The sequence below is a fragment of the Tenacibaculum sp. SSH1-16 genome (assembly GCF_040104435.1).
Classification (GTDB): domain Bacteria; phylum Bacteroidota; class Bacteroidia; order Flavobacteriales; family Flavobacteriaceae; genus Polaribacter; species Polaribacter mesophilus.
On sequence record NZ_JBECOV010000001.1, the window covers coordinates 207552 to 225499 of the forward strand.

Genomic DNA, 17948 nt, shown 5'->3' on the forward strand with positions numbered 1-17948 from the left:
AAGGATTTTACTTTTTATCTTGCAGTATTAATATTCAAAAGTCCCATATTCACTTTTGATTGTTAATTTCTTTTTATCAGAAGTTTCAACTCTACCAACAATCTGTGCATTTACGTTAAACGTTTTTGAAATAGTAATAATCTCTTCTGCTATTTCTGGAGATGCATATAACTCCATTCTGTGTCCACAGTTAAACACTTGATACATTTCTTTCCAATCTGTTTTTGATTGCTCTTGTATCAATTTAAACAATGGTGGAATTGGAAACATATTATCTTTTACGATGTGTAAATTATCTACAAAATGTAAAATTTTTGTTTGAGCTCCTCCTGAACAGTGAATCATTCCGTGCACTTCTTCCGAAGAAAATTTCGATAAAATTTCCTTGATAATTGGCGCATAGGTTCTTGTTGGCGATAACACTAGTTTACCAGCGTCAATCGGAGAGTTTTCTACTTCATCTGTTAATTTTGTATTTCCTGAATACACTAAATCTGACGGTACTGAAGCATCAAAACTTTCTGGATATTTTTCTGCTAAATAATTGTGGAACACATCGTGACGTGCAGAAGTTAATCCGTTACTTCCCATACCTCCGTTGTATTCTTTTTCATACGTTGCTTGCCCGAATGACTCTAAACCAACAATTACATCTCCTGCTTTAATATTTGCATTATCAATTACATCGGTACGCTTCATACGAGCGGTTACCGTAGAATCTACAATAATAGTACGTACTAAATCACCAACGTCAGCAGTTTCACCTCCTGTTGAATGAATCGTAACTCCGAATTCTTTCAACTCATTAATTAACTCTTCTGTTCCATTAATAATTGCCGATAAAACTTCTCCTGGAATATTATTTTTGTTACGTCCAATAGTAGAAGATAACATAATGTTATCGGTAGCCCCCACACACAATAAATCATCAATATTCATGATTAAAGCATCTTGAGCAATGCCTTTCCATACCGAAATATCTCCTGTTTCTTTCCAGTACATGTATGCTAAAGACGATTTTGTTCCTGCTCCATCTGCATGCATTATTAAACAGTAATCATCATCATTTGTTAAATAATCTGGAACTATTTTACAGAAAGCTTTTGGAAATAATCCTTTATCAATATTTTTTATAGCATTGTGTACATCTTCTTTAGATGCCGATACTCCGCGTTGTGCGTAGCGTTTAGATACTTCGTTACTCATTTGTTGTGTTGTTGTTACCTGCAAATTTAGGTTTTATTACGCTTTTATCAAGAAAAAAGCGAACGTTTTTTATACGTTCGCTCTCTAAGTAATAGTTTGTTTTCTTTTATTCCCAATCTGGCATTGTCGCATTTTCAAACAATGCTGTTCTAGTTGTAGATCCTTCACTAAAAGGTACTTTATAAATTGTTTTTGTAGAAATACCATCATTGGATGTATTCACAAAGATAACTTCAGCCTCATTAGGTGATAAACGTGGGTCTAAATCATTTGTTCCATCTGCTTTTCCTTCTGATAAATCAGTAACTTCTGCCGTAGCAAATTCATATAAAAATAAATGACTGTTTAGTTGCCTATAATTACTTGATTCATATCCAGAAATATCTCTAGTATACAACAGCGAGCTTCCATCTATTGTAAAATTAATTCCCCCTGCGGCTCCTTGCATTCCTGTTAAAACAGTGTCAATTATATTTCCTGCCATATCAATCGTATAGATTTGTGCATTATAACCACTTGTGTTATTGGTTTTCAGTGCTATTTTAGACTCATCATTACTCCAGTCGCATTCAGTAATGTAACTACCATCTGTTGTTTGATAAATTTGTTGTAAACCACTTCCATCTTTATTTATCAAGTATAATTTATCGTAATGCGGATATATAATTCGATCTCCGTTTGAAGACCACGAGAAATCAACTTCGTTTAAATCAAATGCAACTACAGGAACATTAGATGTAACTTTTTTAACATCTGAACCATCTGTTTTCATTGTATAAATATGAGTTTCGTTATTATCTGTTCGTAAGAAGGCTACCAAATTTGCCGCTGAGTTTTTTCTTGGTCTCCAAGAGTTTGTTGTTGGTAATGTTAACAGTAATTCATTTACAGAGGCTTCATTGATAAAATCTCCAGAGTATATTACATTATTTCCTCCCTCTTGTCGTGTATAAAAATATCTGTTATTGGGTGTTGATGTAATTTTAAATGTACTCACTGTACTTAATACTTCGGCATTAATACCATCTGATGCTCCTATTTGCCAAAAATATTTTACTCCGAATTTTAAATCGGAAACTGTGTATAAAGTGTCTTTTACATTTTCAAAAGATATAACATCATTATTTAAGTCGTTTTTAATTTCTATCCTGTATATTATTTCATCTTCATCAGGATCAATTGATTTAAAACTTAATTCTACTGTATTATTTAAATCTTCTATGCCATTAGCTGGAGCTCTAAGCTCTGGTGCTGTTGGTGGGTCATTTAATGCTGTTTCTATATCTAATTCAAATACTATATTAATTTCTGTCCCTGCATCTAAACCTACAGGTTGAAAACCTGTTAAATACCCCTCTTTAGTGGCACTTACCGAATATTCTTGTGCTGGTACATCTTCCATTAAGAAGTAACCATCTTCATCGGTAAAACTTGTGTTATTGGTAGGTGATAATGCAATTTTTGCATTTGTAATAGGTTCAAAACTTTTCTTTTTAACTACACGACCTTTAATTGTTCCGAACTCTACATAATCTACAGTATCTTCACTACAATTAAATAAGGTTACACAAATTAAGAGTATTGTTATTTTTATTATTTTTTTCATTATTTCTTTTCTTAAAAATAAACATTTATACCTGCTCCTACTCTCCAAATAAAATCATTTCTCTTTCCTCTAACTAGCTTATCTAAGTTGTCTGAACCTAAAAGATAATTTTCTCCATAAAGAGTTAATCCTATTTTATTTGTTACTAAATACTCTAACCCTAAACCATATTGAAATTTAAACATAGGATGGTCTAGATTTTTCTCTAAAACTGAACCTACACCTATGTATGCATACGGTGTTAACCTATCGTAAGGCATCATATTGTATTCTAGAAAAATACTAGATGTTAAAAAAGTATTTTTAAAAGATTGTTCGTTTTCTAACTCAAACCTTCCTATGCTTCCTCCAAAACTAAATCGAGGGTTCTTAAAAAAATATCTGTATTTTAGGTCAAAACCAAATCTTGCTACGGGTTTTGAATAATCTCCTGAAATTATTGAAGCTCCTCCCATTACACTCATTGAATTTTTTGCTCTTCTTGTTTCCTGCTTTCTATTAAAAAGTAATGTATTGTCTGCTTCATTTTTTTCTTTTAAATACTCTTCTTTAAAGAGGTTAACAACCTTATCACCTCCTTGAGGAGTCCATAAACCATCTACAACACCTTCTATAATCAACTGTTCGACTGCTTTATCTATCGCTTCTTTTACAGCTAATTGCATAGGCTCATTTTTGGTTACTCCTGTTTCTACTTCTAACAATCTTCTTAAAGAAACATATCTATACAAGTTTGCTGAAATTCCTTGAGAGAGTATTGTTTTTGATACGTAAATATTTTTTAAAATTTGTCCATTTGATGTAGATACGGCTCTTAAATAAACGGTTATTCTATCTTGTCTATATTGATTAGATGCTCCTGCTCCAAAATATCGAACTCCTGAACCTCCTGTAATAATATTAGAATCATAAGAAACCACGCCTCCTTCTAAAATAATTCCAGCAAAAAGTAATGGTGGCATTTTTGTGGAATTAACTCCTTGATATTCCTGCCTTGTTGACCTTATTATTTGTCGTTCATTTAATAAATTAGCGATATTTTCTCTTTCTATTGGAGTAAACCATTTTGACTCTTCTAGTGATTTTAATAGAATTGATGTACCTCCTTGCGTTACCGCGGTACTAAATGTAGAACCGTTTTCAGTCGGCTTGTATTGTCCTGTTTGATCTCTAAATTTATAAACTCCTACGATTACTTTTTCGACAGGTAGAATATTCTTAATTAAATCGTTTTGTAAAGAGGTGTTTTCCCCTATTCTAGCATTCGTTGTTTGGAATGGCTGATTTAGGTATGCTCCACAACTAGAAAACAAGATAAAACTTAAAGAGAATAGTAATTTGAATAATAATTTTCTCATAAAATTTAAGTTATGGTTAGTCGTTTTGTTGTTAATTGTTTGGTATTATAATTTGTGTTTGTTCACCTGTTTGGGTATTTAAAATATTTACAGATAAACCTCCACTGGTAGGTGTTACTTCTACTACTAAAGATCCAAACACATAAGTTCCAACAGTTAACCCTTGATCTCCAAATTGTTCTTGAAATAAATCTTGAGATAATGAGTTTAGTAGTTGCCTGTTTAAACTATTAGTAAAGTTTTCTAAGTCTGATGGTTGTTGAAAAGGATCTTGTGTTTCTTCTTGAAAATCGTTTTGTGCATTTGCTGATGCCAAAATTTGCTGATACCCGAATGGATTATTTCCTCCAAAAAATGGATTAACTGGTTTATAAACTAGTTCTTGTGAAAAAGTAAATGAACTTATTAAAAATAAAACAATTGTTATAAGTTTGGTTGCTATTTTCATAACTTACTTTGTTTAAATTTTATAACTTAATAATGTATTTCTCTGTTTTGAGTAACTACTTAATCTTACCAAAGATGCTTTAACAGCTCGTTTAAGAAAATCTTCTCCTGGCATTGTCATGAACTCAAAAACCTTTTTATCATCAGCTTTAATAATTAAAACTGTAGTTCTTCTTAATCCTGGTTTCTCTTTTATTTTTATAATGAAAGGATACTTTAAGCCTGAAAGCAGGTATTCTTGGTAAAAAAAATCATAAAAGTCTTTCCCTATTTTTGTTATTGCTTCTTCAATAACCAATCCTTTTAACACAAAATTAGATTCGTCTATTTTTTCTTTTTTTATTATACCTCCTACCTTTTTAGGCACTATTATTAAAGTATCTTTATCTATTAAAGTTTCCTTGTGCTTTATAAATAAATAAGCTCTTAGCTCTTCATCAGGGTTTAAGCTTAACCTTATTAATGAAAGTTCTTTTTTTTCATTAGGTTTTAAAGAAAATTCTCCTGATTGTTTATTGTTAGAGTAGCTTCCATCTTTACTCTTTTTTAACACCAATAAGTTGTAATTAAACTCATCTTTAAACAATACTCCTTCATTTTCAGCTTGTGCTTTTACTGCTATAAAATTGTCTTTTTTAAGAATAAGAATTTTGGCTTTTACCTCGTTTATTTCTTGAGCATAACTTGTTGTTATACAAAGTAAAAACAGAGTAATATATTTTATTTTTCTTTTAAAGAAATTAAACCTTAGCATCATTTTAATAGTTCCTAACTATAATTGTTTTATAATTAGATTTTTGAATGATTTTTACATTTTCCATTAAAGAGTTTGTTCCGTACACCTGTAATGAATTTGCATTCCCCTGTTGAAGAATATTCATTTTTGTAGGAGAAGCATTGTAATAATCTATAAAGCTATAATAGTTGTTTTTTCCCTTTTGCCCCACTAACTGTACATCTCTAACTCCACTTTTTAATTCTGCTACATTATTTATTCCTACTTGATTTATTGTTAGGTAATTTTGATTAGCTGCTGAATAGGTAAAATCTTGTGAATTATTTAATGAATTAATATTTTTCTCTAGTATTACAAAAGAAACATCATTTCCTATTTGAGGTACAGATACAAAATATGTAGATGTTTTTTGCTGTGACATAATAGTAAGATTAAAAGTAACCAGCATTATAAATAATATTGTTTTCATATCTTTCATTACCTTCATTTTAATAAGTTAAGAGAAGAGAGAAGAGTTCCTCCCTTCTCTTAAAGTTTTATTAATAAATAAATTATAGTCCTGTTTGTTCAACACAAGCCTTATTCATATAACCTGCTTGACCGATAAAGCTAGCATTTCCTGAACCTTGTGCGTCTTGAATAACAGACGCATGATTTTCTACACCAAACTGACTAATTAAACTTAAGTTAATACCAGCATCAGCGTTTTGATCAACACAAGCTTCATTCCCCGAACCTGTCTGTCCAATACCAGAAATATTTATCCCCCCTGTTGATGTTTGCGTAGTAGAAGCCATATTTCCGTTTCCAAATTGAGCTATTCCATCTATATTAAAACTACCTCTTTGTACTTGTTTAGCCTTATTATAGTTACCGACTTGTAAAATACCTGCTACACTACCTGGTGCACCATTAGTTCCTGTACTTTGGTCTTGGTGAGCTAAATTTCTTCTACCAGATTGTGCTACAATAGCTACATTATTATCATAACGTTGTTTTTGAATAGAAGTATTTTGACGTCCTGTTTGGTAAGCATATGCTCTGTTATTTTCTGCCCAACCTACACCTACATCTTGTTGTGCGTAGTTTTTATATCCTACTTGATTTACAAAACCAGAATTGTAATCTCCATGTTGTTTAATGTCGGTTTCGTTCTTTCTTCCTCTTTGGTATACAGTTGCTTCGTTTCCTAAACCTCCAGAAAATCCTTGGTTTTGACCATCTTGATCGATATTTGATAAGTTACCTACTCCAGTTTGAACTACACTTGCATCATTCATGTGTCCTGTTTGATCTACGTAACTCGTGTTTATTGCTGCTCCTCTATCTCCATAAGAAGGACCTACTTGTGCTACTGAACACCCTAAACAGTTAGCTTTTGGTGTTGGTAATGGGTTTGCGAACTGTGCGAAAACGGTTCCTGAAGCTAAAAAAATAGCTGCTAATAAAAAATTTTTCATAATAGATAATTTTAAAATACGTTAATTGATTTTTAGCATACTCTATGTATGATATAAGCATACAAATACTAATAATGCTTATTATGGGAGAATGCTAAGTAAATAAGGGTAAGATAAAATTATGGGGTAAAATGTAAGATTAGTTTGGTAACTGTAATTACATCCATCAGTTTAAAATAAAACTGTAAGAATCTATATATAGACTGTTTGTTTAAACATAGCTAATATACAATTTTTTTTAGCTTCAAAAACCAATCAAGATTTCTTTACTTAAAAAAATAAAATAAGAAAAAGCCAAAAACACGCTATAAACGTAGTCTTTGGCTTTGTTTTTTTATTTTCATTTTTATTAAAAAAAGGGGTTTTCCCCCTTTTTTAACAAATGTTTTTTCTCATTCAAAACAGGTTACTTTATCTAGTAAATAAAAGCTCCCTGTACTTAGTTAAAGGCCATAAATTATCATCTACCATTAATTCTAATTTATCACAGTGATAACGAATTTCGTCAAAATAAGGTTTCACTTTGTTACAATAAGCATCTGCATTTTTTTGTCCTTCTAGTTTATTTGCCTTTTTACGTTCTTCAATCATATCTTCTACTTTAGAGTTAATTTCAGCGATATGATTAGATATTTTCTGAATTAAATCGATTTGTTCGTTAGCGTATTTCTCAAAATTATTTCCAAAAATCTCTTTCAGTCCTCTTACATTTTCTATCAACGTATTTTGGTATTGAATAGCAATAGGTATAATATGGTTTCTTGCAATATCACCTAGCACTCTACTTTCTATTTGTATTTTCTTTGAATATTCTTCTAACTCGATTTCATGACGAGCTTCTACCTCAACCTTATTCATCACTTTCATTTCTTCAAAAAGAGAAATTGCTTTTTCAGAAACTTTTGCTTTTAATGCTTCTGGAGTTGTTTTGTTATTCGACAACCCTCTTTTCTTAGCCTCCTTTTCCCATGCTTCTCCATAACCATCTCCTTCAAATCGAATATTCTTTGATGCTTTAATATATTCTCTCAATACATTAAATATGGCTTCATCTTTTTTAAGTTTTTTGGTATCAATTAACTTATCAACTTCTTCTTTAAATTCATTCAGTTGTCTTGCTATAATTGTATTCAATACAGTCATAGGCCCTGCGCAGTTAGACCATGAACCTACTGCACGTAGCTCAAATTTATTTCCTGTAAAAGCAAAAGGTGAAGTTCTGTTTCTATCTGTGTTATCTAATAAAATTTCAGGAATTTTCCCTACAATGTTTAATTTTAAATCTGTTTTTTCTTCAGGTGATAGTTTTCCTTTCGTTACATTTTCTAGCTCATCTAATACCGATGATAATTGTGAACCTATAAAAACTGATATAATTGCTGGTGGTGCTTCATTAGCTCCTAAACGATGATCGTTACTAGCACTTGCTATCGACGCTCTAATTAATTCTTCGTAATCGTGAACTGCTTTGATGGTATTTACAAAAAAGGTTAAGAATTGTAAGTTTTTCATCGGGGTTTTCCCTGGACTCAGTAAATTAACTCCTGTATTGGTAGATAAACTCCAGTTATTATGTTTTCCTGAACCATTAATCCCTGCAAATGGCTTTTCATGGAATAACACTTTGAATTTATGACGTTGCGACACTTTCTCCATCACATCCATTAATAATGAATTGTGATCTACTGCTAAGTTTGCTTCTTCAAAAATTGGCGCTAACTCAAACTGATTTGGTGCTACTTCATTATGTCGTGTTTTAACAGGCACTCCTAAGAGCATACATTCATTTTCCAAATCACGCATAAAGTTCAATACTCTAGTAGGTATTGATCCAAAATAATGATCGTCTAACTGTTGTCCTTTTGCTGGTGCATGTCCTAACAATGCTCTTCCTGTCATCATTATATCAGGACGTGCTGCTGCTAATGCTGTATCAATTAAAAAGTATTCTTGTTCCCAACCTAAGGTTGCGTTTACTTTTGTTACATTTTTGTCAAAAAATTTACAAACTGCTGTGGCCGCAGTATCAACCGCTTGTAATGCTCTTAATAAGGGTGCTTTATTATCTAACGCTTCACCTGTATATGCCACAAAAACAGTTGGAATACATAAGGTCGTACCATAAATAAACGCTGGTGATGTTGGATCCCATGCCGTATAACCACGTGCTTCAAAAGTATTTCTAATTCCTCCATTAGGAAAACTTGATGCATCTGGCTCTTGTTGTACTAACTGACCTCCATCAAACTTCTCCATTGCTCCTCCTCCGTCAACAGTTTCAAAAAACGCATCGTGCTTTTCTGCTGTAGATCCCGTTAAAGGCTGAAACCAGTGTGTATAATGCGTTGCTCCTTTAGATAATGCCCAATCTTTCATGCTTACCGCAATCTGATCAGCGGTTTTCCTATCAATCTTAGTCCCAAATTCAATAGCATCCATTACACTTTGATATGCCTCTTTGGTCATATATTGACGCATTGCTTGCTCATTAAATACGTTTTTACCAAACAATTCTGAACGACGTTCGTTTTCTTCTACTACAACAGTTTTTCTATGTAAAACCTCTTGTAATGCACTGAATCTTAAAGTTGACATATAATAAAATATTAAATTAGACACTCAAAAATACAAACTTTAAGCAAAATACCCCTAAAAAAATAGGGGTTAAATTAATTTAAAGTTAATTTTAAACAAAAAGACCCTTAAAAATTTTGCCTTTCAACAAAAAATACTCAATTTTGCTTCATAATTAACTCAAAACAACACAAAAACAAAAATCATGAGTAAATCAAAATTAGAATACATTTGGTTAGATGGTCATGAGCCAACTCAAAACATGCGTAGTAAAACTAAAGTTGAAGAAAACTTTAGCGGTAAATTAGAAGACTGTTCTATGTGGTCTTTTGACGGAAGTTCTACTGAGCAAGCATCTGGTGGTGCTTCTGATTGTTTATTAAAGCCTGTTGCTATTTATCCTGACCCGACTAGAAAAAATGGATTCTTAGTAATGTCTGAAGTTTTAAATGCTGATGGAACTCCACATGCCTCAAATGCACGTGCTAAGATTGATGATGATAATAATGACTTTTGGTTTGGTTTTGAGCAAGAGTATTTTTTAATGGATACTAAAACTGATTTACCTTTAGGATTCCCTCGTGGCGGATTCCCTGGACCTCAAGGGAAATACTACTGTTCTGTAGGAGGAAGATACACTTGGGGAAGAGATTTTGTTGAAGAACATGCCGATTTATGTATTGAAGCAGGTTTAAACTTTGAAGGGATTAACCAAGAAGTTGCTCCAGGACAATGGGAATTCCAATTATTTGCTAAAGGAGCAAAAAAAGCTGGTGATGAAATTTGGGTTGCCCGTTACTTATTAGACCGTTTAACTGAAAAATATGGTTACTACATTGAATACCATCCAAAACCAGTAAAAGGAGATTGGAATGGTTCTGGTATGCATGCAAACTTTTCTAATACTACATTAAGAACTTGTGGTTCTCAAGAAACTTACGAGAAAATTTGTGAAGCTTTTAGACCTGTTACAGAAGAACATATTGATGTATATGGAGCTAATAATGACGAGCGTTTAACTGGTTTACATGAAACTGCTCACGTATCTGATTTCAGTTATGGAGTTTCAGATAGAGGTGCTTCAATCCGAATTCCTATCATCACTGTAGAAAAAGGATGGAAAGGTTGGCTAGAAGACAGAAGACCTGCTTCAAACGCTGATCCTTACAAAGTAGCTGGAAGAATTATAGAAACCGTAAAAGGTGCCAATATATAATTAACACAACAACAACACAACTAAAAAGCCGCTAATAGCGGCTTTTTTTACACTTTCTTTCTCCCTCACTTTTAAGAGATCGTTAAATACACAAAAGTAATGTAAGAAACCAACAACAGCACTCCGTCTCTCCAACCTAAACGTAATCCTTTTGGAATAAATACTAAAGGTAATATGGCAAACGAAATTCCTAACATCCAATAAATATCATTATTAATCAAACTATAGGCATCTGGTTTTACCTGAACAGGCGTAATCATTGCTGTAATACCTAAAACGGCTAAAATATTAAACACATTAGATCCTACAAGGTTTCCTAATGAGATGGCTTTTTCTTTCTTTAACACTGCAATAATTGAGGCAGCCAATTCTGGAACACTTGTCCCTACTGACACTACAGTTACTCCAATAATCGCGTCACTTACTCCAAAATGTTGAGCCATAGCTACCGAACCATTAATCAATAGTTCTGAACCGCCCCATAAACCAACTCCTCCAACAGCTAGAAACAAGGCTATTTTATATAAGGGTAACTCTTCATCGTCTTCAGGCATCTCATCAACAACTGCTTGTTTTTGAAAACGTAATAAATAAATTAAAAATACTACTAACATTCCAAATAATATAGCTCCTTCATAAAATTGAATGGTCTTGTCATTCGCTATAAAAAAATACAGTAGTACTGAAGCAATCATCATTACTGGCCAATCTGTTTTATAAAAACTTTTTTCTACATCAATTGACGATAATATAACTGTTATTCCTAAAACCAGACCTAAGTTTGCAATATTAGATCCAATAACATTTCCTACCGCTAACCCAGTAGCTCCATTTAAAGCAGACTTTATGCTTACAATTAATTCTGGTGCTGAAGTTGCAAACGACACTACTGTCATACCTATTACTATTTTTGGTATATGTAGTTTAAGTGATAAGCCTACCGCTGCTTTTAACAGCCAACTTCCTCCTAAAACCAACAATGTTAAACCAATAATAATATATAGAATGCTCATAAGATATTTTTTGGGCGAAGATAAGGTTTTTACCCAGCAAAAATGAAAACAAATTCAAGCTCCTGAACCAATAAAACCTTAATTAAGTTGCCTCTTTAATCTCTTACGTTTTAAATTATAAACTTTAAAGCCTGTTATCAATAACACCAAAGGCACTAAACCAGATACAAATACTAAAACTCTACCTAATATTCCTCCTATTTCTCCTATATGTACTGGGTAAAACTGAGCCGCTATTCGATTATTATTTGCATCAAAATCAAAACTTGACAGTATTCGTAATTTACCTTGCTGATTTAACTCCATTTCTTTTGTTCTTCTAAATCCTGCTTTAATAAATCGATCTTTTATATACCGAAGTTTATATACTCCTAAGCTATCTTTCGGGTAATAAATAGCTCTTAAAGCATATTTTCCATCAGTTTGTAAAACTGCTTCTTCTAATGAAAAAACCTTTTCTTGTTTTATTTCTTCATTCATGATTACTTTATCTGAACTATTGAATATAGATAAAACAGATTTATAGGTTTTATAATAAGTGAAGTACCCCCCTGTAAAGGCTATTACTAGCAAAGGCAACAAAAAATAAATTCCGAATACTTTATGTAGATTGAAGTAAAATCGTTTCTTTTTGGGTTTCCACTTCATCGTAAATCCTTTTGACAGGTTGTTTTTATATATTTTCCACCACATATAAAACCCTGTTGTTAATAAGAAGAAACAAAACAATAAAGCACTTGTACCTATAACATACTTGCCAATTGTAGGCATTCCTAACGTACGGTGTAACTTCAGGAGGGTTTCAAAAAACTGTATTGACACCGATTTTTCACCTAACAAAACTCTGGTTTTCGGGTGATAATACAATGTTTTACCGTTTTTATAATTTATTGAAATCGTTTGCTGCTCTCTATAAGGCAAAAAAACTTTATTTACTTTTCCCTTATTCTGTGTAGCTAAAAAATAAGCAGAACTTAAAATTGTTTTTTCGTTTATTTTAGAAAAATCTTCAACCTTTAATAATTTCGGGTTTAGTAATGAAGTTATTTCAGGTTGCCAAACATACAATGCTCCCGTTAAACCAGAAAAAGAAGCAATAACCCCACAACTAAGTCCTAGCCATAAGTGTATCTTCCAAATTATTTTATGTATCTGCTGCAATTGATATCTCTTTATTTTTTAAAACCCAGAGTCTAAAATAAAATAGACACTGGGTTTATACTTTTGCAAATGTAAGATGTTGTTTATTATTTTAGAAGTTATACAACACACTTAATTTAGCATTTGCCCCTTCTCCAGTTCCTGTAAAAGTTCTTAAAGGTGCTGCCCATTGTGATCTTGCTGGTAAATAATATTCGTTTAACAAATTATTTACAGCTAATGAAACCGATATATTTTCTTGCAATTTATAGTTCATAGACCAATTAAGTAAAGTGTATCCTTCTACAGGAAATTGTGTATGTCTAAACGTATAATTATCACTTGCATCTAAATACGGATTAAAACGATTTCTATCTCCTAAATTAGTCATACGTAAAGAAGTACTTATTTTCTTTGTTGGAACCCAAGTTACGTAAGCTGTTAATTTTGGAGCTGAAATTACATCACCTCCTAAATAAGTTAAATTATTTTCATCTCCCACATTATGAGTTAAACCTTCAACATAAGAATATGATGTTCCTACTTTTAGTTTACTATTAAAAGCAGTATAATCTATTGCTATTTCTCCTCCATAAATGTTCTGCGGCTTTTTAGATGGCACAAAAGAATTTATATTTTCATCAAATGCAACGCCTGTACCTAAATTAGAAACACTATAATACCCTACAGCTTCTAACCTAAAGTTTTTAAACTTTGATAAAAATCCGAACTCATAATTTTTGGTTACTGCTGGTTCTAATTGAATATCTTCAATATTATCGGCAGTTGCAGAACGTAAAACAGAACCTAAATCGGCAATTGAAAAACCTTGTGAATAACTTACATAGGGGATAAACTCTTGATGCTTAATATACCTTACACCAGCATTAAACGCTAAATTATCAAATCCTATTTCACCTCCTGTTACCGCTACTGATGGATTAAAATTACCATCTCCTAAAGGTGAGTATGGTAACGTATTATAATCATCTATTGTAAGATTCATATCATCATATCTTAACCCTGCTTTTAAAACCCATTCGTCATTAAATTTTACTGTAGATTGTATGTATTGTGCCCAACTAAACATATCAATATTTGGCACCCATAATCTACCATCTAACAATCCTTGATTGGTTTTATCTTTTAACAAATCTAAACCATAGGTTAATGAAATCTCTGTTGATTCATTTGGAGTAAGTGTAGTGTTAAAATTTGGTCTTAAACCATACTTTTCTGCATTAATTACTGATTGACCTCCGTTTTCAAATTTATCTGAATAAAAGAATATGTTTTTTGTTTTTTGATAATACACATCAGCTGTAAAATCTGTTGTTCCATCAAAAATATTATTTAAATCATATTTCAAGTTACCATTATACAGTTTAGATCCTGTAGGTTCTTGTCCTTCAATAGAGCCTTCAACACCATAACCAGGTGTTAAAGTATAATCTCCATTCTCATTATACACTTCAAAAGATCCAAGAACAGGTATAAATGGTGTGTCTTGTAAAGAATTATACAAGTTTCCTCCAATACTTATTTTTTGTCTATCAGATATTTCATACTCTAACTTAGCTAAAGCTGTATAAATTCTTGTATTATCTAATCCATAAGTAGGAAGTATAACTTTACCATCTGCATCGTATTTATTTCCTGTTTCTTCATAACTACCACTTATGTAGTAATTAAACTTATCTATTTTTCCTCGTAACGACTGATAAGCTCCGAATCCAAAAGCATCTTTCGTCTTTGTTAAGTTAGAAGTACCCCAAATATTAGTAGTACCTTCAATTTTTTCACTACTATTAGGTTTTTTTGTTATATAGTTAATAAAACCTCCATTTCCTCCATTTCCAAAAATAGAGGTTGCCCCTTTTATTACTTCTACACGACTAATATCGTTAGGACTAACAGATTTTATTCCTAATTGACCGTTACGTAAAGGAGTAGATTGAGGAACACCATCAATCATAACTAATAAAGAACGACCACGTAATGTTTGTCCCCAGTTAGAAAAGGTTCCTGTAGAAACAGCTAAACCTGGAACAGTAAATTCTAAAATTTCATTAATATTAGTTGTTGAATTTGATAAGTCTACTAATTGTTTTTGGTTGACAACAGTTATTGATGCTGGTATCTCGGAAAGGTATTCTGAACGTCTACTAGCAGAAACAACAACTTCACTTAAACTCTCCGAATCTTCCTTTAATATTTGTAAAATCTCCACAGTGTTGTTTTGAGTAAATGCTATTTTTCTTATTTCTGTTTTGAAACCTACCATACTAAAAGTTACCTTAAAAACTCCTTCTTTTATATTTTTTAATATAAAGCCTCCATTTTCATCAGAGGTAGTACCTTTTTGAAGTTCTGAAATATGAATATTAACCCCGTAAATTGGTTGACCTTGTTCATCCTTTATTTTTCCCTTTAAACTAGACTGAGCTGATACTCCGAAGGTTAAAAATAAAGCCACTGCTGCTATGTAAAATTTCATTATATTTATTTAGATTTATTTTAAATCGCGAATATATCTCCTCTCAAAATAGTAGCAAACATTTATTACAAAAAACTTATTTTTTTCTTTATGAAGAAATGAAACACCTAAAAACTGCTTACTTTAAAAATCCTTTTTCCTTTACTTTTCAAATTCTGCAAAAAAAGTTCCTTTAAAATCTTACTAAATATGAATAATAAGATATTTTTATATTTCATTTAATAACATTAATATAGATTATAAGGTTATATATTAAAACTAATAGTGTTTATACAGATTTAAATTCAAACCCAATCCAATTAAATTAGATTCAAAAGTTTGGTTGTAATATTTCCTTTCTCCTATATTGAAAAAACAATTCCGGAATTCATCATTATTTACTAACTAAAAACACATGAACCTAACATGATTATACTTGCTTTAAAACTAATTCTAATAACTATTAAAATTGCTTATTTATTACTGGAATTGATCTTTTAAGAGATTGATTAACCTAAACCTATACTTTTCATTTTAAACTAAGTTAAGTTTAGTTTTTCTTATCATAACAAATTATTTTTCGTTATTTTTGATAGTAGAATCAACTACTAATGAAAAAAAGTTTTTTTAAGTTTTTAGCCAAACTAAACAAGACGTTACTACCTTCCTTTACTAAAAAGGAATTGGATATTTCGAAAGCATCAAAATTTCAATTGGCTATTATTGGATGGCGTGCTTATGTTACAATAAATTCGTTGGATTAAAATTTACCATTATGAACAAGCATATTAAAGTTTTCTCAGGTTCTCAAATCTTTGTGAACAGATTAAGTCAGTTACTTAACGAAATTGAAGTTCCATATTTAGTAAAAGATAATAAAGAAGCTGGAAGAGTTGCTGGTTTTGGAACTTTAGGCAATTCTATTGACGTATTTATCTATGAATCAGACCTTGAAAAAGCTCAAGACACTATTGATAGTTTTAAAGAAGAAATAGCAGAAGAAAAATAAATTAAAAAAGGTGAAAAAATATTATTTTTTTGCTTTACAATTTAAAAAACATTCTTATATTTGCACCCGCAAAACGGCCTCGTAGCATAACTGAATAGTGCACTTGATTACGGCTCAAGAGGTTGCAGGTTTGAATCCTGCCGAGGTCACAAAATAGAGTATTAAAACTCTCAAAAAACCACATAAGTCTTATGATTTATGTGGTTTTCAAGTTTTTAGGAGTTCATTTAATTTGATACAATTTGATTTAATCTGTCAGTTAATCGACAGTTATTTTTTCAAAGTGTCAGTTGAACTGACACTTTCAGAAATTACCTTTTAAGAAATAGTATAGTTGATTTTGACTTTCGTCTCGATGATTATTAACCATTTAAGGCGACGACTATGCGTACTAAAAGCACTTTCTCAATTCTTTTTTGGGCAGACCAAAAGAATGCAAAAAACAATCAAGCTCTTATTTATGCAAGAGTAACTGTAAACCAAAAACGAGCTAACATTAGTCTAAAGAAAAAAATCTCTTTAGAACTATGGAATCCAAAAACTAAAAAAGCAAAAGGAAGCTCTGCAGAAGCTAAACAAATCAATCAGTATTTAACTCAAGTCAATGCACAGCTTTTCCAATGTTATCAAGATTTAAAATTCAAAGGGGAATTAATCACTTCACAAATCATTAAAGCCTATTATCTCGGTGAAGCTGAAAATCAAAAATCCCTCAAAGAACTTTTAGAGTATCACTCTAACAAAATCGAAAGTACACTTGCTCCTGGTACTATTAGAAACTTTGGTGTTACTGAAGGCTACATTAATCGATTTCTTCAAAAGAAACTCAAAACAACAGACATCTTTTTAAAACAACTCAATTACAAATTCATATGTGATTTTGAAAGCTACCTACATAACTATTATCCAAAAGGACATCCAAAAGCGATGAGTAACAATACTATTATGAAACATCTACAGAGGCTTCGAAAAATAGTCACCTTAGGTTATCACATGGAATGGATAGATAAAGATCCTTTTGTTAGATGGAAACCTAGTTATGAAAAAACTGAACGTCAATTCTTATCAGAAAACGAGCTATCAAATTTAGAAACCTACCACTTCCCTATTGAGCGTTTAGAACGTGTAAGAGATTTATTTGTATTCAGCTGTTACACTGGCATTAGTTACTCAGATATCATGTTACTTACTCCTGACAATATTCACATTGGTATAGACGGCAATAATTGGATTATCACAAAACGTAAAAAAACCAAAACTCCAGTTAAAATTCCATTATTAGAAAAAGCAGAATACCTCATCGATAAATACAACAATCATCCAATCACACAAGTAACAGCAACTCTATTCCCTATTATTACAAATGAAAAGCTGAACCTATACTTAAAAGAAATTGCGGATGCAGTAGGCATAAAAAAGAATTTAACTTTTCATATGGCGCGACATACATTTGCAACTACTGTAACACTAAGTAATGGTGTTCCAATCGAAACTGTATCTAAACTATTAGGACATACCAAAATAGCAACCACTCAAATTTATGCTAGGGTAATTGAAAGAAAGGTTAGCGAAGACATGAATCTATTAAAGCTTAAAATAGATAAAAATTCAATTAAGAGAAATTCTGAACCCGCTTAATTTATTTTCTATCCAAAATTACAATTAAAAAAAATGTTATACATTTGCTGACTGAACGTACGGTCAGTA

At 31.5% G+C, this 17948-nt stretch carries 15 protein-coding genes and 1 tRNA gene; 5 read left to right on the forward strand and 11 right to left on the reverse strand.

The genetic code is table 11. The features are described 5' to 3' along the window. Window positions 1-27: 27 nt before the first annotated feature. From ABMY20_RS01060 to ABMY20_RS01095, 8 genes are all read right to left on the reverse strand, one after another. Window positions 28-1206, reverse strand: a complete 1179-nt coding sequence (locus ABMY20_RS01060; RefSeq protein ID WP_349264411.1) for an AIR synthase related protein — start codon at window positions 1204-1206, stop codon at window positions 28-30. Window positions 1207-1312: 106 nt separating this feature from the next. Continuing rightward, window positions 1313-2812: a carboxypeptidase regulatory-like domain-containing protein gene (locus tag ABMY20_RS01065; protein WP_349264412.1), complete on the reverse strand. Its 1500-nt coding sequence runs from the start codon at window positions 2810-2812 to the stop codon at window positions 1313-1315. An 11-nt stretch (window positions 2813-2823) separates the two neighbouring features. Next, complete coding sequence (locus tag ABMY20_RS01070) at window positions 2824-4170, reverse strand: CsgG/HfaB family protein (RefSeq protein ID WP_173359855.1); 1347 nt, start codon at window positions 4168-4170, stop codon at window positions 2824-2826. A gap of 31 nt (window positions 4171-4201) precedes the next feature. Next, window positions 4202-4618, reverse strand: a complete 417-nt coding sequence (locus ABMY20_RS01075) for a curli assembly protein CsgF (protein ID WP_047788409.1) — start codon at window positions 4616-4618, stop codon at window positions 4202-4204. 12 nt (window positions 4619-4630) lie between these two features. After that, window positions 4631-5374, reverse strand: coding sequence for a CsgE family curli-type amyloid fiber assembly protein (locus ABMY20_RS01080; RefSeq protein WP_349264413.1), 744 nt, complete (start codon window positions 5372-5374; stop codon window positions 4631-4633). Window position 5375: 1 nt separating this feature from the next. Then, window positions 5376-5831 carry a hypothetical protein gene (locus ABMY20_RS01085; protein ID WP_159489954.1) on the reverse strand — a complete coding sequence of 152 codons (456 nt, stop codon included), beginning with the start codon at window positions 5829-5831 and terminating at the stop codon, window positions 5376-5378. A gap of 73 nt (window positions 5832-5904) precedes the next feature. Beyond that, window positions 5905-6813 carry a hypothetical protein gene (locus ABMY20_RS01090; RefSeq protein ID WP_073181552.1) on the reverse strand — a complete coding sequence of 303 codons (909 nt, stop codon included), beginning with the start codon at window positions 6811-6813 and terminating at the stop codon, window positions 5905-5907. Between the two features lie 411 nt (window positions 6814-7224). After that, window positions 7225-9408, reverse strand: coding sequence for a glutamine synthetase III (locus ABMY20_RS01095; RefSeq protein ID WP_167713354.1), 2184 nt, complete (start codon window positions 9406-9408; stop codon window positions 7225-7227). Between the two features lie 184 nt (window positions 9409-9592). On the opposite strand from ABMY20_RS01095, the gene ABMY20_RS01100 reads away from it, so the two are divergent. After that, window positions 9593-10603, forward strand: coding sequence for a glutamine synthetase beta-grasp domain-containing protein (locus tag ABMY20_RS01100; protein ID WP_073181556.1), 1011 nt, complete (start codon window positions 9593-9595; stop codon window positions 10601-10603). Between the two features lie 71 nt (window positions 10604-10674). Here ABMY20_RS01100 and ABMY20_RS01105 read toward each other — a convergent pair whose 3' ends face one another. From ABMY20_RS01105 to ABMY20_RS01115, 3 genes are all read right to left on the reverse strand, one after another. Continuing rightward, window positions 10675-11616: a calcium/sodium antiporter gene (locus ABMY20_RS01105; RefSeq protein ID WP_239179084.1), complete on the reverse strand. Its 942-nt coding sequence runs from the start codon at window positions 11614-11616 to the stop codon at window positions 10675-10677. Window positions 11617-11694: 78 nt separating this feature from the next. Next, a complete protein-coding gene (locus ABMY20_RS01110) occupies window positions 11695-12777 on the reverse strand; it encodes a PepSY-associated TM helix domain-containing protein (RefSeq protein ID WP_349264414.1) in 1083 nt (360 codons plus the stop codon). A 91-nt stretch (window positions 12778-12868) separates the two neighbouring features. Then, on the reverse strand, window positions 12869-15253 hold the full coding sequence (locus tag ABMY20_RS01115) for a TonB-dependent receptor (protein WP_349264415.1): 2385 nt from the start codon (window positions 15251-15253) through the stop codon (window positions 12869-12871). Window positions 15254-15843: 590 nt separating this feature from the next. Here ABMY20_RS01115 and ABMY20_RS01120 point away from each other — a divergent pair. From ABMY20_RS01120 to ABMY20_RS01135, 4 genes are all read left to right on the forward strand, one after another. Next, window positions 15844-15996: a hypothetical protein gene (locus tag ABMY20_RS01120; RefSeq protein ID WP_047788417.1), complete on the forward strand. Its 153-nt coding sequence runs from the start codon at window positions 15844-15846 to the stop codon at window positions 15994-15996. 11 nt (window positions 15997-16007) lie between these two features. Beyond that, window positions 16008-16241: a DUF2007 domain-containing protein gene (locus ABMY20_RS01125; protein ID WP_047788418.1), complete on the forward strand. Its 234-nt coding sequence runs from the start codon at window positions 16008-16010 to the stop codon at window positions 16239-16241. Between the two features lie 75 nt (window positions 16242-16316). Next, window positions 16317-16390, forward strand: a tRNA-Arg gene (locus ABMY20_RS01130). 235 nt (window positions 16391-16625) lie between these two features. Next, window positions 16626-17879, forward strand: a complete 1254-nt coding sequence (locus tag ABMY20_RS01135) for a site-specific integrase (protein ID WP_349264416.1) — start codon at window positions 16626-16628, stop codon at window positions 17877-17879. The last annotated feature ends 69 nt before the right edge of the window (window positions 17880-17948 follow it).